Below are 22,217 nucleotides of genomic sequence, written 5' to 3'. Positions count from 1 at the left end.
ACGGAATGACTGCAGGTTTTTTCAATGGGTTTATTTGATTTCTTACGACGGATCTTCTTCGGTTCTCCCCCGAGCCAGACTGTCTCGCCAGTAGAGTCCGCTCCCGTCCCGGAAGAGACCAGCAGCCGGCAGCCTCGACGCAAAACCACACTGGAACCATTGCGCTACAGCAGCAGTCATTCGAGCCGGGTCGAGAATATCGAAGAAGTGGCAGCGCCCCCTTATGAGCTGGCACGCTATGGAGCGCGGACCGGTCATTATTATGATATGACCAGAGACGGCGATACTGAAAAACTGGCGCGATACGAACTGCCCCTGTTCTCGACGCCTGTCGAACTCGCTGAGTGGCTGAATATTCCTCTGGGTAAGCTGGCCTGGCTGACGCATCGTTTCACACAATTTGATCGCCCGGATGATGCACAGGACTCACATTATATTTATCACTGGAAGCCGAAACGATCCGGATTTCGCCTGATCGAATCACCGCGCCCGTTTCTAAAAATGGCACAGCAGCAGATCCTGCATGAGATCTTAAACCAGATCCCCGTACACACCGCTGCGCATGGATTTGTACGAGGCCGCTCTTCAGTGACGAATGCAACTCCTCATACGGGCAAACGTGTGGTTGTGAAATTTGACCTGGAGAATTTTTATACCAGTGTCAAATTTTCCCGCGTCGTTGCCATCTTTCGCAACCTGGGTTACTGTCGTGAAGCATCTCTGTATCTGGCGCGGTTGACGACTTCCGTGATTCCCATGAGCCTGCCTTTTCCGGATGGCAGCCTGCGACCGCTGGTTCCTTACCTGTCGCGTCATCTGCCTCAAGGCGCTTCTACATCCCCTGCCCTGGCGAACCTGTCGGCCTATTCGCTGGACGTACGACTTTCCGGTCTGGCACGCGCCTTCGATGCCGACTACACACGCTATGCCGACGATCTGACCTTTTCCGGATCGGAACAGTTTCTGCGATCATTACAGGTATTTCTTCCGCTGGTCAATCAGATTATCCGGTCAGAACGATTCCAGGTGAATCACATGAAACGCCGCATACTGCGAGAGAATCAACAGCAGAAAGTCACAGGCGTCGTCGTGAACGAGCACCCGAATGTGCCACGCAAAGAATTTGATCTGCTGAAAGCCATTCTCACAAACTGCATTCGCCAGGGTCCGGGAACTCAGAACCGCGAGAATCATCCAGATTTTGCCAGTCACCTGCGCGGCCGTGTGGCTTATGTCCAGCAACTCAATCCGAAGCGGGGACAACGTTTACTGCATCTCTATGAACAGATACGCTGGTAAACCTCCCGTAGAAGATTTGCCTTGTCTCCTTAAAGCGTTTTAAGGCATAATAGGTTAACAGCTTACGCTAAAGACCCGGATTTTCCGCGGTCTTTTTTAATCCCTGACAGCAGCATCTGCGTTGAGTCTGTCAGGGAGTAAAACTCGTGCTAATACCCTTCGATCAGATAGGAATTATTGTGGGTGGATTGATTCGCATCCTGTTGAAACCTTTAATGCGATTTTTTATCGGGCTGATTGCGATTCCGATCTTCCACCTGATGCTGAACAAGGTCATCCGAGTTCAGGAGATTGATGACGAGCTTGAAAAAGACCTGGAACAGTGGTTTCGTGGCTCCCTGTTGCTGCTGGCTGCCACCGCGAATATGGAGTCGGCACTATTTGCAGGCTGGGTACCGCTGAGCCTGCAGGGAACCGAGCTTTCGATCCTGACAGGACTGCGTATTCTCCTGGCGATTGGTGTAATTGAAGCCATGCCTGACCAGGAACTGTTTTCTATTATTCACCCAGGCCCTCCCTCATTAAAGTTGTCCCGGGAGTATGGAATCTGGCGAGAGTTAAAAGAAAAATGGCGGCTGATTTTGAAAGGAATTGTCTGTCAGCATATCAACCGATCTTCGCCGGTATTTGCGATTCTGTCTGCAACGACGGAAGGAACCGTGGGCTGGGTCTGTTATGGAATCGCGATTACCCAATATCTGATTATCGGTCTCGTGACGTCGCGCGATCGCGCCCTGGATGTGCTGAGTGAATTTGATCGCCAGGTCACATTACGACGTCGTGAGTTGATCGAAGAATTTGATCTGGACCAGGAGGAAGTTGATGAAGCAGATCGAAAACGATGCGAAGAAATCGAGCAGGAGGAGACTGAGTCGGAAAAAAAACAGGCCGACACCTCGAAGGCGTCGGCCTGAATTGGTGAGCGATCAAGTTAATCTTCAGATTCTTCTTTTTTAGCTGTCTTCTTCTTTGTTGTTTTTTTCGCCGCTTTCTTTTTGGTAGTCTTCTTTTTTGCAGCTGCTTTTTTCGTTGTCTTTTTCGCGGCTGTTTTTTTGGTGGTCTTTTTAGCCGCAGATTTCTTCTTGGCTGTTGCTTTCTTTTTAGCTGCCTTCTTTACGCCTTTTTTCTCCGCTTTCGCTTCCAGCCATTCCATGGCCTGATCCAAGGTCACGTTGTCTACTTCGTATCCCTTGGGTATCGTCGCGTTAATTTTGCCATGCTTCACGTACGGCCCGTAGCGACCATCGAAAATGCCGATCGGCTCTTCGTCTTCCGGATGTTTCCCGAGATCCCGAATCGGTGTCGGGGCACTGCGTTTACGCGCCTGTTTGAGCAGTTCCACTGCGCGAGGCAGATCAATGGTCAGGATGTCGTCTTCCTTACCCAGCGATTTATAGACTTTGTCATGCAGCACGTATGGACCAAATCGACCGATGCCTGCGTTGACCTTTTTACCGGTCTCCGGATGTTCGCCCAGTGCACGAGGCAGGCTCAGATATTTTAAAGCGGTTTCAAAATCGATCGTATCGGGATCAACGTTTTTAGGAATACTGACACGTTTGGGCTTCGGACCATCTTCGACCACATCACCCAGTTGCAGGTAAGGACCAAAGGGGCCATGCAGTTTATAAATGGGAGTGTTTTCCTCGGGATGCATGCCGAGAGATTTGGGGCCTTCCGCTTTCAGGCGGATTAATTTTTCTGCCAGTTCGTTCGTCAGGTCAGCCGGCGCAATATTGTCGGGAATCGATGCCGAAACCGGTTCTTCTTCTGCCTCGTTGGAAACGTAAGGTCCATAGCGACCAACGCGCACTGCCGAGGTGATCCCTTCCAGGTCCAGCGTACAGATTTCCCGCGCATCGATGGTCTCTTCCTTGGCTTTGACCTGTTCGTCGAGCCCTGCTTCCCCGCGATAAAACTGGTTCAGATAAGGTAAACGGTCCCCTTCGCCGACAGCGATGTCATCGAGTTCCTGCTCCATGGCAGCAGTGAACTGCAGATCGACCAGGTTCGGGAAAAATTTCTCCAGAAGACGTGTCACTGCCAGGGCTGTGAAAGTAGGTACCAGCTGACTGCCCGTCTTTTTGACATAGCCGCGATCCTGGATGGTGCCGATGATCGAAGCATACGTACTCGGACGGCCGACCCCTTCACTTTCCAGCTTGCGGACGATGGTCGCTTCCGTGTAGCGCGCCGGTGGTTTGGTTTCATGCTTGAGCGGTTCCACTTCGCTGGCTTCCAGCGCCTGATTTTCTTCCAGCGGAGGCAGCATTGATTCGCTGTCATCCAATGCTGCTTCGGGATCATCAGAGCCTTCTACATACGCACGGAAGAAACCGGGAAATTCAACATGACGACCGGTGGCCCGGAATTCCGCATTGTCGGCTGTGATCGTGACAGTCTGGAAACGCAGACGGGCTTCTTCCATCTGGGTGGCCATGGTCCGCTTCCAGATCATGGCATACAGTTTGGCCTGTTGTCCTTTGAGGCCAAGCTCTTCCACGGTTTTCATCGATTTTCCGGCGGGTCGGATCGCTTCGTGTGCTTCCTGTGCCCCTTTGGACTTGGTATCGAAGCGGCGGATTTCGGGGCTGAGATAATCTTTACCGTACATGTCTTCAATCCGTTTGCGCGAAGCAGAAACCGCTTCGTTGGAGAGATTGACACTATCGGTACGCATATAGGTAATGTGACCGTCTTCATACAGACGCTGGGCCACCTGCATGGTTTCCCGGGCCGACATATTCAGCTTGCGGTTACCTTCCTGCTGCAGGGTACTGGTTGTAAAAGGAGCAGGCGGCTTGCGGGACTGCATTCGCTGTTCAACAGACGTCACGGTCCAGTCAGATTTCTTGACGCGTTCCAGCAGATCATCGGCCTGCTGTTCATTGAGCAGCAGTACATCGGCGCCTTCTTTGAGTTTACCCGTCGATTCGTCGAAATCTTTACCACTGGCGACTTTTTTACCGTCGACCGTCATCAGCATCGATTCGAATTCGGCGCCCTCACCTGTTTTGAGCTGGGCTTTCAAATCCCAGTAAGTACCGCTTTTGAAGGCAAGTCGTTCCAGTTCGCGCTGAACCAGAATCCGCACCGCGACCGACTGAACGCGGCCGGCAGACAGACCGCGGGCAATCTTCTTCCATAACAGCGGGCTCAATGTAAAACCGTACAGTCGATCGAGTACACGCCTGGTTTCCTGAGCCGAGACCAGGTTCAGATCGAGTTCGCGAGGGTTGGCGATCGCTTCCTGAATGGCTTCCTCGGTAATTTCCGAGAAAACCATGCGTTTGACGGGGACTTTTGGTTTAAGCAGCTCGGCCAGATGCCAGCCGATACTTTCACCTTCGCGGTCTTCGTCGGTCGCGAGAATGAGCTCTTCAGCATCTTTCAGGGCATCTTTCAGTTCTTTGACCGTCTTTTTCTTCTCTTTGGGGACCAGATAATAAGGTTCGAATTCGGATTCGACATTGACCCCCAGGGTCGCCCATTTATGTTTTTTCTTGAATTCGGAAGGAACATCGGAGGCTTTCGTAGGCAGATCGCGTACGTGGCCCATGCTGGCCAGGACTTTATAGTCGCTGCCTAAATAGCTGCCGATTTTCTTGGCTTTTGCTGGTGATTCCACGATCACCAGTGCCTTCAGCTTCTTTTTTGCCACCAGACCTGCCCTTCCTGAGAAACCGACGTCGACCTTGCCTCCAGAGTCAAGCTGGCTACAATACGCGGCTCAATCATTCCTGTTTATTCTATATTGGATCTGCTGAATCCGAATCAGTTTGTAAACTTCAATCGGCAATCTCTAACCGCCTTAAAACTCTCTGTCAAGCCTGTAATTATTTTTTTCATACGTCAGGCAGCCCCCAAACCGGGTACTTTTGAGCGTAAGAACAGACAGGAAACAGCAGGATTCTTTCAGAGAAGACTTTCACGAATGGCCGGAATAAATTACAACACATGAAATAAACGGAAAACTCTTTTCCAATTGGAAGATACGAAAACCAGCGATTACTTCAATCGGATCTCGTTGACACCGGAAGTTCACTACAGGAAATCGAATTCATTCGACTTGCAGACTGAAGAAGGAAACAGAATGGCCTCGCCACTGGAATTGTTTCGTAAAAAACAAAAAGTATTAATGGTTCCGCTCACCATTCTGGCGTTGTTCGCCTTTATTGTCATGGACCAGCTGACACCGGCGCAGTTTCCCCCGATTGCGGGAATGCTGTTCTTCGGGTTCGTGTTCTGGCACCTGGGTCGCGACCGCGGTAAAGGGACTCAGTTTGCAGTTGTAGGGATCATCATCGGCTTCTTCGTGGGTTATCTCTATATCCCCAAAGTCGGTGCTGAAACAGTGGTCACGAGCACCGCCGGTGATATTGACATGCGTCAGTATCAGGAGATGGTCCAGAATCGCCAGATTGCGAATCAGTTTATCATGCGATCTTACATGGCCTCACTGACGGAAGAAGAGCAGCAGCGTCCTCAACCTCCCCGCGGAGCCATGTTCGGTTTCGGGCGGGAGATGGAAGATGACATTATTCTCGAATACCTGTTCCGAAAAGAAGCGGAAAAGATGAACCTGATCGTCTCTGATGATGCGGTTTCCAACTACATCTCCCGCTACACGAACAATAAACTCAGCCGCAAGGCCTTTCAGGAAACCTGTCAGCAACTCGGAAAGACCGAAGGTCAGATTTATGACATCTTCCGCGATCAGTTGCAGGCACGTCTGGCGTTCCAGATGCTGCGTCCTGAAGTTTCTCTGACTCCCGATCAATACTGGAACTTCTATAAAAAGTTCAATGTCCGGGAAGAACTGGAACTGGTTGCGCTACCGGTCAAAGACTTTGAAGGTGAAGTTCCCGCGCCGAGTGATGCGGAGAAAAAGGCATTCTTTGAAACCTATAAAACAGTCTTCCCGGGCGAAAAAGGCCCAGGTTCACCGGGATTACGCCAGCCTCAAAAGGTACAGGTGGAATACCTGATGGCGGATTACGTGGATACCGAAAAACAGGTTCCCCCGATAACAGACAAAGAGATCGCGGCATTCTACGAAGACAATAAAGAACGTCTCTACAAAAACAATCCCATCCCGGATCTTCCTGCAGGTTCAACCGTACCGACGGCTCCCGAACTGCCTGCTCCCTCTGGCCCGAAAACCGAAAAGCCAACGGAAGCAGCGAAACCGGGCGCTGGTGAAAAGCCGGCAGAGAAACCGGCAAAGAAACCGGCTGCGACGCCTGCAAAGACAGAAACACCAGCCAAACCGGAGACACCTGCCAAACCCAAGGCTGACACCAAACCAGAACCGGAATCAAAACCCGAACCAAAAACAGAAAAGAAAGAAGAGTCGAGTGCGCTGGCTGCAGAGTCAATCACATTCGTTTCTCTGTTAGATGAAAAACCAGCCGACACTCCCGTTGTCGCTCCTAAACCAGGCGCGGAAACTGCGGGAGCAAAACCTGAAGCTACAACAACGGCTCCCCCTCCACTGGAGCCATACCGTCCTTTGAATGATGATTTGAAAAGCGAAATCCGCGATCAGCTGTTGCGTGAACGCACACTGGATTTAATGAAAGATAAAATTTCAGAGGCTGTGTTGTTCATGAATGAACTCAGCGACAAAATCACCAATCCCGAAGAAGGCGCCACAGTGCCGACTCCGGAAGAGGCTACCAAGACATTGAAAGAGTACGCTGCCAAACATCAGCTGATTTACAATATCACTCCCATGATGTCTGCCCAGGAGATGTCGGAATCAGAGAAATACCCGCTGGGCACTGCGAAAGAGCCCACGATTAATCAGTTTGCAGCACAACCACGGACTGCCATCGAACAGCTGTTTGAAACTCCCGTCAATCTGACCTATATCCCTTACGAAGCAGAAGACTCGTTCTCCAGCGGATTACTCTGCTACTGGAAGATCAAGCATGTTGATGCCACCATTCCTGAATTCGATGATCCGGAAATTGATCAGCAGATCACCGAACAGTTAAAGCTGGAAAAAGCCCGTCCCCTGGCTCAGAAGCGGGGAGAAGAACTGAAAAAACTGATCAGCGGCGATAAAGAGATGGCGGCTGCGATCGAAGGTCAGACCATCACCGGCAAAAAGGAAGGGACCGAGCTGTCCACGACCACAACCGAATCGTTCAGCTGGATGCGAACCTCAACGGCCAATGCCAGTAATCCGTTTTCCATGCCCCGCCCTGAACTGTCAAGTATTTCAGCCGTTGAAGGTGCCGGCAATGAATTCATGGAACAGGTGTTCGACAACCTCGACGAAGGAGAAGTCGGCGTGGTGATGAATGCCGACAAATCGATCTGTTATGTCGTCAAAGTCATCAATCGTATCCCGTCCACACCAGGCGGTTTGACGGCCATGTACCAGGAATTTCTGAAGGAAGATATGTTCTTCTTCTTTTCTCCGTATCTGCCTATGGCCCAGATGGAACAGCAGCAGACCAACTTCGAATGGAGCCAGGAGCTGGAAGCAAAGTACCAGGTCGAAAAATTCTTCGAGCAGGTCGAAGGCCCTGAAGTTGTTGCCCAGTAGTCAAAACTGAGTATTGAAAAATTGAAATCGGTTGTACCAGACCCGGGTACAACCGATTTTTTTTGTCATCTGCCTGAGGTAATTTGATTTTGACTGATCTGGAGCGAGTCACATTTCACCATAGCGCCTCTCAATCTATGCTACTCAGTCCAAAAGGCTCTGGAGACGCTACAGCAAAACTGGACACAGTCTAGAAAAAAATTCAGAAACCAGGTTCAAAAAAGCTGGACATCAGGAAATTCAGAGATTATTTCTATAGAGACAATGCGGATGTTTTCAGCCAGAATGGTCGGCCCCCCGGCGTCGGGCTGAATTGCGATAAGATCCGCGTAACTCAAAACGTACTCTCCCCTTAGTTGTGTTTTTAACAGTTTCCAGTTAAAAATGAACAAGTCATCCAACTGCCGACTGTCTTCTCTCGTAAAAAGATTTGAGCGAGGCCGCCGGCAGACCATGAACTTACAGTCTTTCTGTTGAATCAACCCACGAGATAATCATCGGGAGTATTATTGTAATGTCGGAACAGGTTCAGCAATCTCCTGCAGAGCAGTCTGAAACTTCGTCCCGGGAGAACATGATTGAAGCCATCGGATTGAGTAAATTCTATGGCCAGTTCGCCGCGACAAAAGATGTGACATTTTCCGTTCCCCGCGGCCAGGTCGCTGCGTTCCTGGGCCCTAACGGCGCGGGAAAATCCACCACGATGAAACTGCTGACCGGGTTTCTCTCCCCCAGTGAAGGTCAGGCACGTGTGGGTGGATATGATGTGAGCACCCATCGAATTGAAGCCAGCCAGAAACTCGGATACCTGCCTGAAAACGGCCCTCTGTATGAGGAGATGACTCCCCAGGGTTTTCTGACCTATGCCGGAAGCGTGCGAGGCATGTCGACCGCCGAGCTCAGAAATCGCCTGGAATTTGTCATGGAGAAGTGTGACCTGAGCAGTGTGTGGAATAAACCAATCCGAAAACTCTCTCGTGGTTTTCGACAACGCGTGGGCATGGCACAGGCTTTACTGCACGATCCGGATATTCTGATTCTGGACGAACCAACCAGTGGACTGGACCCGAACCAGAACCAGTCTGTGCGAGACCTGATTCGAGACCTGGGCAAAACCAAGACCATTCTGCTGTCGACACATATTCTGCAGGAAGTCAAAGCGGTCTGCAGCCGGGTGATCCTGATCAACCAGGGTTCGATTGTGTTTGACGGTTCTGTAGACGAACTGGGGAACAGCCAGGACGACATGGAAACCAACTTCCACAAGCTGACACACGCGTAATTTTTCTTTTATCGACCAGTTTATAGTTTCAGATAAAGCTGACGTAAGGACCCTTCTGTTATGTTGCGGAACAACGTTGTATTGGCCGTATTCAAGCGAAACGTACAGAGTTACTTTTCCGGAGTGCTGGGTTATCTGTTTATCGTCGTGTTCGTTGTAGCCGGCGCATTTGCAGCATTTAACCAGCAGTTTTTCGCGAACAACCAGGCAAACCTCGATCAACTGAGCCTGTGGTACCCGCTGCTGCTGCTGTTCATTATCCCTGCGATTACCATGGGCGCCTGGGCCGATGAGAAAAAAATGGGCACAGACGAACTGCTGTTTACCCTGCCCGCTTCCGACCTGGAAATTCTGCTGGGAAAATTCTTTGCTGTACTTGCCGTCTACACAATCGCACTGCTGTTTTCCGTGACACATGTTTTTGTGCTCTGGAAGATAGGCAATCCCGACATGGGGCTGATGTTTACCACTTACTTTGGTTACTGGCTGGCTGGCGCATCACTGCTGGCAGCAGGCATGTTTGCCTCGGCTCTGACCAGCAGCACCACGGTTGCGTTTGTGCTGGGAACAGTCATCTGTGCTATTCCCATATTCATCGGCCAGATCGCGCCCTCCAGTGAACTGATCCAGAGCCTGAGCCTGGTCGAACAGTTCCAGGATTTCAGCACGGGGGTTATTCCCCTCGGTGCCGTTCTGTACTTTATCTCGCTGGCGGTAATGATGCTGTATCTGAACCGGATTCTGATTACGCGGCGGCACTGGAGTGCCCAGCAGCAGAATTCGATGGGTCTGCAGTACCTGATCCGCACCGTTTCACTGGCAGTGATTCTGATCAGCGCGAATGTCATTGTCTCTTACGGCAGCAGCCGCATCGATATGACGGGCGAAAAAGTTTTCAGCGTTTCACAGACAACCCGAGACCTGCTTTCCAAGATTGACGAAAAAAATCCGATCACCATCGAAGCCTTCATCAGCCCGGAAGTCTCGCGCGAATACGTCCCGATCCGCAAACGACTGATTGGTCTGCTGCGGGAATACAATCAGTTGGGCGGGAAACGGCTCCAGGTGCGGTTCGTCGATGTCGAGCCTTTCAGTAAAGCAGAAGAAGAAGCCCGCCTGCTGAATATTACACCTCAACAGGTCCAGACCGAACGCGGCGGCCGTGCGTTTGTCGATACCATTTTCATGGGGGCCGTTGTCAAAAGTGGTACCGATGAAGTGGTGATCCCCTTCTTCAATGTGGGCACCCCGATTGAATATGAGCTGACGCGTTCCATTCGAACCGTTTCGAAAGACGAGCGTCTGACCGTCGGAATTCTCAACACCGATGCCAGTATCTTTGGCGGTCTGAATATGGGTATGGGTGGCAATCAGCCTCCGTGGCTGATCGTCAGTGAGCTCAAGAAACAATATAAAGTTGAGCAGGTCTCACCCGATTCCCCGATCAGCGATACCGCCTACGATGTTTTAATTGCTGTACTGCCATCCTCGCTGACAGAACCACAGTTAAACAACCTCGTGGAATACGTTGAAAAAGGGAAGCCGACGCTGATCTGTGACGACCCGCTACCCGTGTATGGCGGGGGACGCGGCATCCAGAATGCACCACGCATGCCCAAACCCAGTCCAGGGGGAGGCATGTTCGGGATGCAGCAACCACCGTCGACCCCTAAAGCTGATGATGGTCGTTTAACTCCCCTGTTGAATCTGTTACAGATCCGCTGGGACAACGGTCAGGTTGTATTTGATTATTTCAACCCGCATCCAGAGTTCGCCGAAGTCGTACGACCCGAACTGATTTTCATCAGCCCGAAGAGCGGCACCGCTGGTGCTTTCAGTCAGGACAGCAATATTACCAGTGGCCTGCAGGAAATTCTGACATTCTTTCCGGGTAGTATTCGACCACTCAGCAACATGACATTGAATTTCGAACCCCTGCTCAAAACCGGCCCGAATTCGGGGTTGCTGGAATGGGGACAAATCACAAGCCCCTTCTTCAACTCGGTCCGCATTACGCAAGAACCACCACGTGTGATTGACAAATACGGACACGTGCTTGCCGCACATATTACCTCCACAGACAAGTCCCCTGTGAAAGATATCAATGTCATCTTTGTCGCTGATGCGGACCTGATTTCGGATGAACTGTTCAATATCCGGGAACGTCAGGCCTTCGGATTGAAAATTGATAACGTGACGTTTTTATTGAACTGTGTCGACCAGCTGGCCGGCGATGATTCCTATATCAAACTGCGTAAACGCCGCTCCAAACTTCGCACACTGACTCTGGTCGAACGCGAAACATCCGTGTTTGTGAAAGAACGGAATGCGGAACGGGAAAAAGCGACAGAAAATGCGGAAGAAAAGCTGAAAGAAGCCCGCGATCGCCTGAAAGCGGAGCGTGATAAAATCATCAAAGACACCACCATCGACGGGAATACCAAACAGCAGATGCTGCGAATGGCCGAAGAAAATGAGAGCCGGCGACTGGAAGTCGATGAAGCCAATATCGAGCGTGAAAAACAGCGCCAGATTGAAAAAATCAAAGCGCAGACGGAACGACAGATTCGGACCATCGAAGACCGCATCCGCTGGTATGCGATCCTCTTCCCTCCGTTTCCGGCCATTTTGCTGGGGATCTGCTTCCTGTTTTTCAGAATGAAAAATGAAAACCAGAATATTTCTCCCGACCGGAGACTGAAGAAATAATGCATGCCTGCCATGCAGAAATCCGGTCAGGAAATAAATTTAGAATTCCCTTTAAATCACTGTTTAATAAGTAAAATCGTTTGCCATGAATGAAACGACCCGAACACTGACATTTGCAGGAATCGCGGCGGTTGCTTTAGTCGCCGCCTATATCACCGATCGTGCCTCACAGCCGGTGCAACTCACCGGTTATGAAAATGTAGGTAAAGAATTCTATCCCGATTTTACAGATCCGACGCAGGCCAAATCGCTGCGTGTAGTGAGCTACAATGAAGATTTAGCAACGTTGAAAGTCTTCAATGTCGAGTACAAAGATGGTTCCTGGATCATTCCTTCGCACCACGATTATCCGGCCGACGCTGAGGATGAACTGGCAGAAACCGCGACTTCACTGGTGGGCGTGGTTCGAGGTGCCCTGGAGAGTCGTCGCAAGAGTGACCACGAACGCTTCGGTGTGATTGATCCACTGGATGATTCCAATACCAATCTGAAGGGACGCGGACAGCGACTGACTCTCTCGAAAGAAGGAGGCGCCCCCCTGGTGGACTTCATCGTCGGTAAAAAAGTTCCTGAACAGTCTGATCAATATTATGTTCGCAAAGTGGATGAAGATGCCGTCTATCGTACGAAACTGAATGTCGATCTCTCGTCCGAATTCTCTGACTGGATTGAGCCCGATATTCTGAAAGTCGACCGCGATCGACTGGTGGAAATTCTGATCAGCCACTATTCGATTGATGAAGCACAGCAGAAAATCGTCTATGAAAGTGACAAACGAGAAGAAAACGTGACGGTGCTCACACGCAAAAATTCAACGACTCCCTGGGAGATGCAGGGGCTGGATACAGCAACGCAAAAGCTGAATACCGCTGACGTCAACCAGCTGGTGAATACCCTGACAGACCTGAAGCTCCAGGGGATCCGACCCAAGTCAGGCGATCTCGCAGCAGGTCTCAAAAAATCGGGATCTTTAAAACCAAAGACCCAACTCGATCTGTTCGACCTGCAGAGTAAAGGCTTTGTTCTGGCGCGAGGCCCCCAGGGAACTCCGCAGCTGGCTTCCAATGAAGGTGAAGTGGTTCTGGCCACCAACGAGGGCGTGGTATATTCCCTGTACTTCGGCGAAATTTTCACGGGTAGCACACTCGACATCGAAGTCGGTAACAGTAACGAAAAACAGGATGAGAAATCAGAAAAGAAACAGGATGATTCCAAATCCGGTGACTCAAAACCGGCTGAGAAAAAAGAATCCGAAAATGGCAACGACAGTGCGCTGAAAACCAGCCGTTATCTGCTGGTAACCGCTTCCTTTGACCCTTCCTTCCTCGGCGATCCTCCACAAAAACCGGAAGCACCGGAAAAACCGGCCGGACTGAAAGAAAAGCCAGACGCAGATAAAAAAGAAGCAGACAAAAAAGAGACCAAGGCAGATGAAAAACCCACTCCGGAAGCAGCTTACGAGAACGCCATGAAGGCCTATCAGTCTCAACTGAAGACCTATGAGCGAAAACTGAAAGAATACGATGACAAGGTGGTTAAAGGGAGTGAACTCGCGCAAGAGCTCAACGAGCGATTCGCAAACTGGTACTATGTCATCTCTGCAAACAGCTTCGAAGCATTAAAACTGAAACGTAAAGCGTTGGTGGAACCGATCGAAAAAACAGAAGGCGACCCGGCTAAACCGGGTGCTGCCACTCCACCAGCTGGTAAACCGGCTTCTCCGCCGACGGTTAATAAACCAGAACCGGCGCCTGCGAAAAAACCGGCTCCCACAAAGCCAGCCGTAAAGAAACCTGAGACCGGGACACCGGGAAAAGAGGCTGATGCCACGAAAAAACCCGAGGCTGAAAAACCAGCCAGCAAACCCGAGGCCCCACCCAAAGCGGCACCGACGCCGGAAAAGCCGGAAAAAACGCCCGACAACTGACCATAAGACCAGATCCAGCGATTTAAAGCCAAAGCTGCGACAGATTTCCCATCAATTCTGTCTGCGGCTTTGGCTTTTGCTGCTTTCTGAGTCAACTCTGTTCCGGTTAGGTAAACTTTACCGGCGATGTTCCTGTTATTCAGGTGATTCCGATCGAATCGGTCATAGAAGTTCCCCGCTTCACTCCGATAAAGCTTAATGAATGATTTATGACGATTCGACCTGAGTTAAGGCTGTTCGTCACGGCATACAGACATTTCAGATTGAGCAAAATCTGCGACTGTCCTGCCTTGAATCAATCAATTGCGTTCAGATCAGTTGCTCACTCTTAACCGGGTCATCACGTTTTTACTACATAAGTTCAGCTGTCAAGGATGACAGTTCAGGCTTGTGAAGGAGTCACAGAAATGAAAAGACTTCCCAAACAGATTCAATGGGGCATTATTGGTTTTTCGGTCGTTGCCCTCGTTGGCATCTCAATTGAATTATCGAAAGCCGAGACTAAGACAGCAGATACGATCAATTGGCATACTGATCTGGAATCCGCTCACCGGGCCTCACTCAAGAGCAACAAACCTGTTTTCATCGTGTTTGACGCCAGCTGGTGTACTTACTGCCGTAAACTGGAACAGGATACGCTTTCTGATCCCCGGATGTCCCGCTACCTCAATCAGGCTTTTGAACCGGTGCACCTGGATTTTGATAAAGACCGTAAGATTGCCGATGTTTTGAAGGTCAAATCGATCCCCTGCACAGTGGTTTTGAGTTCAGAGGCAGATCTGCTGGCCCGCCAGGTAGGGTATGCGAAGGTTCCCCGCTACCATTCCATGCTGGAAAAAGCGCGTAAATTGCAGGCTGTGATTCACCATATCGAATACTCAGACAGTCACTGATTTCCCTGAGATATAAAAATTCGGTACAGGCGCAAATCTTGAAAAAACTCTACGGAATGTGTACTTTGCGCATATGAATAAAAGCAAAGAGCCGTTTGGCATCAATCCGTCGGGTGAAGGTGACTCCTGGGAGTCTCTCGCAGGTGATCTGTTTGGTATCGATTTTGACCAGCAGGTTGAGCCGCTGCCCATCGACTTTGAAGATGATCTCGCAGAAGACGAGGAGACCTCGGAACAGGCTGAAAAGTCTGAACCCGTTGAAACGGAGCAAGTTGAAACTCCGGTAGCTGCCCAATCTGTGGAAAGCGACGACGACGACGACGATCAGTTCTTCGGTGCTTCGATCTTCGAAGATGACGATCCGGTACCTGCCTCTCATCGTGCAAACAAGGTCCCCGTCGAGCAGTTGGACTCTGGAATCGACTTCGACGACGAAGAAGAGGATGACGAAGACTTTGAAGAGGAAGAAGATGATGATGATGACATCATCGCTGCTTTTGATGACGACGATGAGGATGACGAAGAAGACGAAGTCGAAGAAGACTTTGCCCCCGCCGCCTCTCTGAAGGAAGAAACGTCAGCCGATTCGAGCGATGATGAGGAAGACACCTACTGGGACGCACTGGACGGCTGGAACTGGGACGAAGACGATTCCTCACATTCCCGAAAAGCCGTTGCAGCCAGCGATGATGATGACGAAGAAGACGAAGAAGACGAAGAAGACGAAGAAGACGAAGAAGACGAAGAGGAAGTCGCTGAAGTCCAAAAGCCTGCAGTAACAGAGCAGAAGAAACCGCGTCCTGAGAAGAAACCGAAAGCTGCCCCCCGACAGATCACTGCCCGGACTGATGAGCGACTTGATGATGACAATGAGTTTGGTTTCGGGCTCATATCAGAAGAGGTCGCATTCCAGCAGGAAGCGTTCGCTGCCGACGAAGACGACAACGAAGAAGAAGAGCAGAGTGAAGCGGTAGCAGAAACGGCTGCAGAAGCATCCAGTGAAACCGAGGGCGAAGAAGAAACAGGGGAAACCAAACGTCCCCGCCGCCGTCGACGCCGACGACGGTCTCGCTCCCGCAAGCCTGAAGAAACGACCGATTCTGCAGAAGAAGAAACGGACGACAGGAAGCAGGAAGTCCAGGCGGAAAGTAGTGAAACTGATGAGGACGAAGAAGAGTCCGAAAGCGATTCCGAACAGAAACCAAAACGTTCGCGCCGTCGATCACGTAGACGTAAGAGCGAAGTGACTGCGGAATCTGATGAAGGTGAAGCTGTTTCTGAAACAGCAGACATCGAAGAGGTGGAGTCTTCCAATCCGACAAAACAGGTCGTCGAAAACAAATATCCGAACGTCCCCAGCTGGGAAGAAGCGATTTCCTATCTGCTCAACCCGAAACTGGTTGGTGGTAGCAAAAGCGATAAGGATGAAGATCCTAAAAATTCGTCAGCAGCCGAGTCAGACGATCAGAGTCGCAGACGGCCCAAAAGAAGGCGATCTTCCAGCAAACGGAGCGGAGGCGGAAGCGGAAACCGAAGCCAGGCTCCTAAAAAAACATAATCAAAACCAAACAGTATCCAGCAGGTTGGGTCTCCAGGCCTGAAACGGTGCCTGGGTCCGTTCTGAAAGTTTTCGATCATGTCTGACCAGGCTCTGGAAACCGTCAGTGAAATTTCGGCCTTGCGGAAGCTGGTCGCATCACGCCGCCAGCAGGGTGCAACCATCGGCTTTGTGCCTACCATGGGAGCCCTGCATGCAGGGCATACCAGTCTCATTGAAGCCGCTGACGCTGACTGCGATTTTGTGGTCGTTTCCATCTACGTCAACCCGACCCAATTTGGGCCTGATGAAGACTTTGAAAGATACCCGCGCGTGCTGGAACAGGATCTGGCAAAATGTGCGGCGGCCGGCGCAAACCTCGTCTGGACTCCGGATACCAGTATCATGTACCCGGACGGGTATTCAACCGATGTGACGGTCAAAGCTCTCTCGCGCATTCTGGAAGGCGCCACCCGCACGAATCATTTCCAGGGCGTGACTACCATCGTCACCAAGCTGCTGTTAAGTTGCCTGCCGGACATCGCTTATTTTGGCGCGAAAGATTTCCAGCAACAGGCTATCATCAGACGGATGTGCCTCGACCTGAATATTCCGGTTGAAATTAATACCTGTCCCATTATCCGGGATACGGACGGACTGGCACTCAGCAGTCGGAATGCCTATCTCTCTGCGGAAGAACGTGAAGCAGGCTTATCCCTTTCACGGGCCCTGCGACTGGCGGAAGAAAAAGTCGCGGCCGGCGAAACCGATATCGCGCAGATCAAGGCCGCCATGCAGCAGTTGTTAAATGCGACACCATTGCTCAAACTGGATTACGCCACCATCGCTGATCCCACCACGCTGGAAGACATCTCCACAGTTCAATCCGAGATGGTCGCGCTGATTGCCGCCCGGGTAGGCACTACGCGACTGATTGATAACTGCCAGTTGGCCCCTGCTGCTACAGAAAAAACCTGAAACGACGACTGCACGCGCAGATTGACATTGACGTAAGCTACTGAAAAGTAAGAAGATAGACGTTAACCTAATCGTTTTTCGCGGAAAATCCCGGTTTTTGACAAACCACGGGAACTTCATTTCCCCCCGGATCGTCCAAGAGGTACTGTGACCAACAATGATCAATACCTGATTCAAGAATGTTTGGCAGGTCGTACCGAGGCGTTTGATCAACTGGTCCTGAAATATCAGGACCGCCTGTTTCGAACCCTGGTGCGAGTTCTGGGCTCCAGCGACGATGCGCGCGATGCCGCCCAGGAAGGGTTTACCCAGGCCTTTTTTAAATTGAAAACGTTCCGAGGAACTGCCGCCTTTTATTCCTGGCTGTTTCGCATTTCTTTTAATGCCGCGATTACTCAGAAACGAAAAACAAAACGAACTTCCGCAACGATCGATCCACAAGAGAACCCGGCCGGTACCTGGCTGGTTGATACAAACCCCGCCAATCACCCTCCCGAAGTCGCCGAACTCGCCGAGCGAAAAAAGCTCGTTCACCAGGCATTGAATGAACTACAGGAAGAATATCGCACGCCTTTGATCCTGCGGGAACTGGAAGGTATGTCGTACGGGGAAATTGCCGAAATTACGGAGATCCCACTGGGAACAGTCAGAAGCCGAATTTTCAGAGGAAGGAATGAACTAAAACAGAAACTGAACACGCTGTTTCAGGATGCCCCTGTCACACGTGTTTCCGAGTCTGACCATGAGTCATCGATAAGTGAATCAAAATGAGTAGCCAACCCCCCTTTAACGAAAATCTGTCCGCCTACTTCGATCATGAAGTTTCCCCCGAGGAACGTCTTGAGCTGGAGTCGCGACTGGAACAGTCTGGTGCCGCACGGCAGGAACTGCACGAGTTCGGTGAACTCTCCCGCCTGCTGCAGGAGACCGCGACGGAATCGGCGCCTCCCGAACTGGCGCCATCCATCCGTCGCCGTATCGAACAGGAAACCCTGCTGACTTCCCCTGAGACGGTCCCGGTCACACGCGTACCTTCGATGCTACGTTACCGGATTGCGGTTGCCATCAGCGCCTGCTCTTCCGTAGCTGCTCTGGTCTTATTTGTGTTGCTGTTGAATACCAGCCCCCCGGAAAGCAGTTGGCAACTCTCCCAGGCAGATCGCATGGTACTGCAGCCAGAGTCAGAACTATCCTTCAACACGCCAGCTGTCAAGAATGATAAGCTGGTTGCCGCTCGATCAAACCAATTCAATTACCAGGCAGGTACGGACATTGGAAAACCCGGCCAGCCTCATCCTGTTCCCTCAGTCGAACTTCAGTTGGACAAGCGGGGAATGCAGCCCAGCAATGTTGAATTAAAAGAGAAACTGGCGATGCGGCCTCACATGGAAAAAACGCCCGCCGACTTTTCCGTTCACAATACGCTGGCCGAACAGAATTCCGCGGCGAAACAACTCAAATTGACCGAGCAGGGTCTGGCCGCCTCCTCCGGGATTCCCAGTCATATTCCACTGGATTCAATCCGCATTGGGGATGTGCTGCCTTACTTCCGTGATATTGATGGCAAAGTGGCTGTAATTGAAGTCCGCGTCGTCGATGTCAAACAGGCTCTGGGTACGATGGAACTGCTGCTGGCACAAAATAATATCCCCGTCGATCAACAGAAACAGTCGGAAGTCGAACGTCAACTGAAAGTCACACAAACACTGACATATAATACTACTGACGCCAAGGCACTGCAGGGCCCAAGCAAAGCTGAAAAAGACCAGCAGTTGTTTGCCGTCTACGTGGAAGCCACCGATGCGCAACTGGCTTCCACCCTGGAAGAATTTCAACGCGGTCTCAAACAGGATCAGATGTTAAGCCTGGCATTGCAGCCAGCGATTACCGAACAATCTCTCAAAGAAGAAGTGGCCAGCCTGCCTCAACTGCTGGCACGACAGTCAGAGCCCCTCAAAGAACGTGAAGCAGCAAAATCATCTTCCCTGGCGGTGCTGCCGGAAGAAGAGAAGTCTGACCAGTACATTAAGAACCCGGCAGGCCGTAAAACAGTAACGGATGAACTTGCTCAAACCAAGCCTCGGGCCAAAGGTAGCTCGCAACGCTCTTACCAGATGCGCTATCGGATGCAGGTTCCTGCGGAGAACGAACCCGATCCCAAGCAGATGGCGCGATCCAACCTGCTTAAGAAAAAGGATTCCGCGCAGCCATTCAAATCAGCAACGGATGCGCCCCTGATGGCTTCTAAGCCTTTCGGCGACAGTCCTGCAAAGCCCCGCAAGGTGATGCATCAGTCCGCCGGGACATTGATCTCAGAGGCACCCGTTAAAGTCCTGTTTGTCTTTAAAAATCCGGAAACTCCCGCGCTCCCCACCGCTCCCCAGTAACGGGCAGCGGTGCAGCAGCGGAGAACTTCGTTTCTGAACGGGCTTATTTCGCAGGACCAACGCGTCCTTTGGTTTTTGTGGGAATCCGAACCAGGTAGGTGTCTGCGGTCAGATACAGAACCGTACCGTCGTTCCCCCAGGCACAGTTGGCTGTCCGTTCGCCCGTGCTGATGCGTCCCAGCAGTTTGCCTTCAGGAGTGAAGATGTAACAGCCTCCCGGTCCGGTGGCAAACAGGTTTCCATTAACGTCTGTTTTGAGCCCATCAGGCAGCCCTGGCAGTTTGCTGACCTTGTCTGTGACATCATAAAAAACTTTGCTGGCTCCCAGTGTGCCATCCTGGTTGACGGGGAACGCTTTCCAGAGTGCCGCCTCGGGATCAGACTGGGCAACGTACAATGTTTTTTCATCAGGTGAAAACGCAATCCCGTTCGGACGTGTCATTTCTTTGGTCAGCAAAGTCAGTGTGCCATCCTTCGCCAGACGATAGACGCCACAAAAATCCAGTTCGCGGCGCGGGTCGTCGTAGCGGTTGGGCAGCCCGTAAGGGGGATCAGTGAAGTACAGATCCCCGTTGGATTTGAACACCCCATCGTTGGGACTGTTCAACCGTTTGCCCATGTAGTTGTCGACCAGCGTTCGTTTGCCGCCTTTTTTGGTCAAAACAGAGACGCGGCGATCGCCGTGCTCACAGGAAACCAGACGTCCTTCGGGATCGAGAAACAGACCGTTGCAGCCCGGTTCATTTCCATAGGGAGTCACTCCTGTATAGCCTGACGGTTTCATGAACAGTGAGGCTCCTTCCCCTTCTTTCCATTTCATGACAGAGTTGCGGGGAATGTCAGAAAACAACAGAAATCCGTCTTTCGCACTTCCCATCCAGACCGGACCTTCCGACCAGTCGAAGCCGGACGAGAGAACCTCAATCCGGGCATCCTTGTCTATCAGAGCATCCAGCCCGGGATCGATACGGACGACTTCTCCCAGCGTGGGGTAGTTGGTGGAATCCTGAGCAGATAGCTCTGTCTGACAAAGGCTCAAAACGCAGGTTGCTAGAATCATGCAGGTGAATCTAATAGTTTTCATGCTTTTTCCCTGTTTTTCAGATAGATCAGTGTGACTTGATACGGGAACTAAAGAAGGTTCAATTCTACAGATTCTCCGCAGGAGATGCACGTATAGAGGAAATATTCCTGATTCCGGGGCTTGGAATACTTGCATCCCGAAAACAGCTTCGATAACGTAGCACATGCTCCAGTTGTCGCGAATCAGAGGCTTTTCAGCGGCACGACAATTGGTTAAAATCAGGTCGACCCTGATACAAAACACTGTTATGGTGGGTATAGCTCAGTTGGTTAGAGCGCCGGATTGTGATTCCGGAGGTCGCGGGTTCAAATCCCGTTACTCACCCTTTTCTTCTTCCGGTCTCAGGCTGCATACCTGACAGCTATCCGGCCCCCGAGAGTTTCTGTTCTGATGTCTGCCTCGCCAGAATTCTCATCACAATTCTGAATCCACGCGATTCCCTTTCTAGAGCGCATCACATTTAACCATGGCGTCTCTCAATCTGAGATACTCGGCCCAAATGGCTCTGGTGACGCTACAGTAAAACTGGGCACAGTCTAAACTCCTGCTTTGAATTGACTTATCAGTATCTGAAGACTCTCTTGAAATACGATCATGAAGGCAAATTTAGAGATCGTTCTCTCAAACACTTCACGCCAGCTCACCTGAAGAAACTGCTATTACCACAAAAAAAACAATAAAAGTGCACGCGCATCACAGATTACCCATCCGTTCACTAACAGACAGCCTGTTTTGCACTGTCGCCGCTGCCTCAACGTACAAAACTTATATTGCCCCTGTTTTTCGAAATGAAGTATACTGTCTGATCGATTGAAGTGATCACCATTCAAAGTGGCTCTCGGACGGTCCATAGGACGGACCGCTGCGGAATTTTCGTGATTTCGAAAGAGCATATACCAGGGACGGAGAGCTGATCTCATGCATCAAGCCAGAAAAATCATCTGCCGCAATTTGGAACGATCGATTGCTGCCAAAAAACAACTGCTGGAAAATGTCGAAATACAGCAGGAGTTTTCGAAAGCCGTAGATCTCATCCTGCAGAGCTATCAGCAGGGTGGCCGATTGTATCTCGCGGGAAACGGAGGTTCTGCAGCCGATGCTCAGCATCTGGCAGCAGAATTTGTCTGTCGACTGGGCAAGGATCGCGCTTCTCTGCCGGCAGAAGCATTGACGACCGACAGTTCGATCATCACTGCCATCGGAAATGACTATGGTTACGATGTGGTGTTCTCCCGGCAACTGGAGGGCAAGCTGACAGCCAATGATGTTTTCCTGGGAATTACAACTTCTGGCAATTCACCCAACATCGTAAAAGCAGTAGAGGCCTGCCGGGAAAAAAATGTTCCCAGCATTATCTTTACCGGGAACGAGGGGGGAACAGTCCGCCGGTTATGTGATGTGTGTGTGATTGCTCCCGGTCAGTTGACCAGCCAGATTCAGGAAGTACATCTCGTGCTGGAGCATACGCTCTGCGAATGTGTGGAAGCAGCCCTGTTCAATTTTGATCTGGATTGCGGCTCATCCGATCTGAATCAGACCAGTCGCCCCAGGCTGGCAGCCTGATT

Annotated in this window: 14 protein-coding genes and 1 tRNA gene; 13 read left to right on the top strand and 2 right to left on the bottom strand. The window is 51.0% G+C overall.

Annotation, left to right across the window (positions count from 1 at the left end):
- Nucleotides 1-24: 24 nt before the first annotated feature.
- Both GmarT_RS05260 and GmarT_RS05255 read left to right on the top strand, forming a co-directional pair.
- On the top strand, nt 25-1,299 hold the full coding sequence (locus GmarT_RS05260) for a reverse transcriptase family protein (protein WP_002645948.1): 1,275 nt from the start codon (nt 25-27) through the stop codon (nt 1,297-1,299).
- Between the two features lie 146 nt (nt 1,300-1,445).
- The gene (locus tag GmarT_RS05255; protein ID WP_149302467.1) at nt 1,446-2,213 is read left to right on the top strand and encodes a DNA topoisomerase I; all 768 of its coding nucleotides are present in this window, start codon (nt 1,446-1,448) and stop codon (nt 2,211-2,213) included.
- 17 nt (nt 2,214-2,230) lie between these two features.
- On the opposite strand, the gene topA is transcribed toward GmarT_RS05255, so the two are convergent.
- Nucleotides 2,231-4,960 (bottom strand): type I DNA topoisomerase, encoded by a 2,730-nt coding sequence (gene topA / locus GmarT_RS05250; RefSeq protein WP_002645950.1) that lies wholly within the window; start codon nt 4,958-4,960, stop codon nt 2,231-2,233.
- A 432-nt stretch (nt 4,961-5,392) separates the two neighbouring features.
- Between topA and GmarT_RS05245 the strand changes: the two genes are divergently transcribed.
- From GmarT_RS05245 to GmarT_RS05205, 9 genes are all read left to right on the top strand, one after another.
- Entirely contained in the window at nt 5,393-7,855 is a 2,463-nt protein-coding gene (locus GmarT_RS05245; protein WP_149302466.1) for a SurA N-terminal domain-containing protein, read from the top strand.
- A gap of 514 nt (nt 7,856-8,369) precedes the next feature.
- Nucleotides 8,370-9,137 (top strand): ABC transporter ATP-binding protein, encoded by a 768-nt coding sequence (locus tag GmarT_RS05240; RefSeq protein WP_002645953.1) that lies wholly within the window; start codon nt 8,370-8,372, stop codon nt 9,135-9,137.
- 60 nt (nt 9,138-9,197) lie between these two features.
- Nucleotides 9,198-11,846 (top strand): Gldg family protein, encoded by a 2,649-nt coding sequence (locus GmarT_RS05235; RefSeq protein WP_002645954.1) that lies wholly within the window; start codon nt 9,198-9,200, stop codon nt 11,844-11,846.
- Nucleotides 11,847-11,931: 85 nt separating this feature from the next.
- A complete protein-coding gene (locus GmarT_RS05230) occupies nt 11,932-13,773 on the top strand; it encodes a DUF4340 domain-containing protein (RefSeq protein ID WP_002645955.1) in 1,842 nt (613 codons plus the stop codon).
- Nucleotides 13,774-14,180: 407 nt separating this feature from the next.
- Nucleotides 14,181-14,666 carry a thioredoxin family protein gene (locus GmarT_RS05225; protein ID WP_002645956.1) on the top strand — a complete coding sequence of 162 codons (486 nt, stop codon included), beginning with the start codon at nt 14,181-14,183 and terminating at the stop codon, nt 14,664-14,666.
- Nucleotides 14,667-14,739: 73 nt separating this feature from the next.
- Nucleotides 14,740-16,224 carry a hypothetical protein gene (locus GmarT_RS29700; RefSeq protein WP_002645957.1) on the top strand — a complete coding sequence of 495 codons (1,485 nt, stop codon included), beginning with the start codon at nt 14,740-14,742 and terminating at the stop codon, nt 16,222-16,224.
- A 78-nt stretch (nt 16,225-16,302) separates the two neighbouring features.
- Nucleotides 16,303-17,181: a pantoate--beta-alanine ligase gene (panC, locus tag GmarT_RS05215; protein WP_002645958.1), complete on the top strand. Its 879-nt coding sequence runs from the start codon at nt 16,303-16,305 to the stop codon at nt 17,179-17,181.
- Between the two features lie 147 nt (nt 17,182-17,328).
- Complete coding sequence (locus GmarT_RS05210) at nt 17,329-17,952, top strand: sigma-70 family RNA polymerase sigma factor (protein WP_002645959.1); 624 nt, start codon at nt 17,329-17,331, stop codon at nt 17,950-17,952.
- Nucleotides 17,949-19,568 (top strand): anti-sigma factor family protein, encoded by a 1,620-nt coding sequence (locus GmarT_RS05205; RefSeq protein ID WP_002645960.1) that lies wholly within the window; start codon nt 17,949-17,951, stop codon nt 19,566-19,568. The genes GmarT_RS05210 and GmarT_RS05205 overlap by 4 nt, the downstream gene beginning before the upstream one ends.
- Nucleotides 19,569-19,611: 43 nt before the next feature.
- Here the strand turns inward: GmarT_RS05205 and GmarT_RS05200 are convergent, their stop codons facing one another.
- Nucleotides 19,612-20,652, bottom strand: a complete 1,041-nt coding sequence (locus GmarT_RS05200; protein ID WP_149302465.1) for an SMP-30/gluconolactonase/LRE family protein — start codon at nt 20,650-20,652, stop codon at nt 19,612-19,614.
- Nucleotides 20,653-20,902: 250 nt separating this feature from the next.
- Between GmarT_RS05200 and GmarT_RS05195 the strand changes: the two genes are divergently transcribed.
- Nucleotides 20,903-20,976 (top strand) — tRNA-His (locus GmarT_RS05195).
- 594 nt (nt 20,977-21,570) lie between these two features.
- A complete protein-coding gene (locus GmarT_RS05190) occupies nt 21,571-22,215 on the top strand; it encodes a D-sedoheptulose-7-phosphate isomerase (RefSeq protein WP_002645962.1) in 645 nt (214 codons plus the stop codon).
- Nucleotides 22,216-22,217 lie beyond the last annotated feature (2 nt).

This window comes from Gimesia maris, from assembly GCF_008298035.1.
Taxonomy (GTDB): Bacteria; Planctomycetota; Planctomycetia; order Planctomycetales; family Planctomycetaceae; genus Gimesia; species Gimesia maris.
This window is presented reverse-complemented; position numbering and strand designations above follow the sequence as displayed.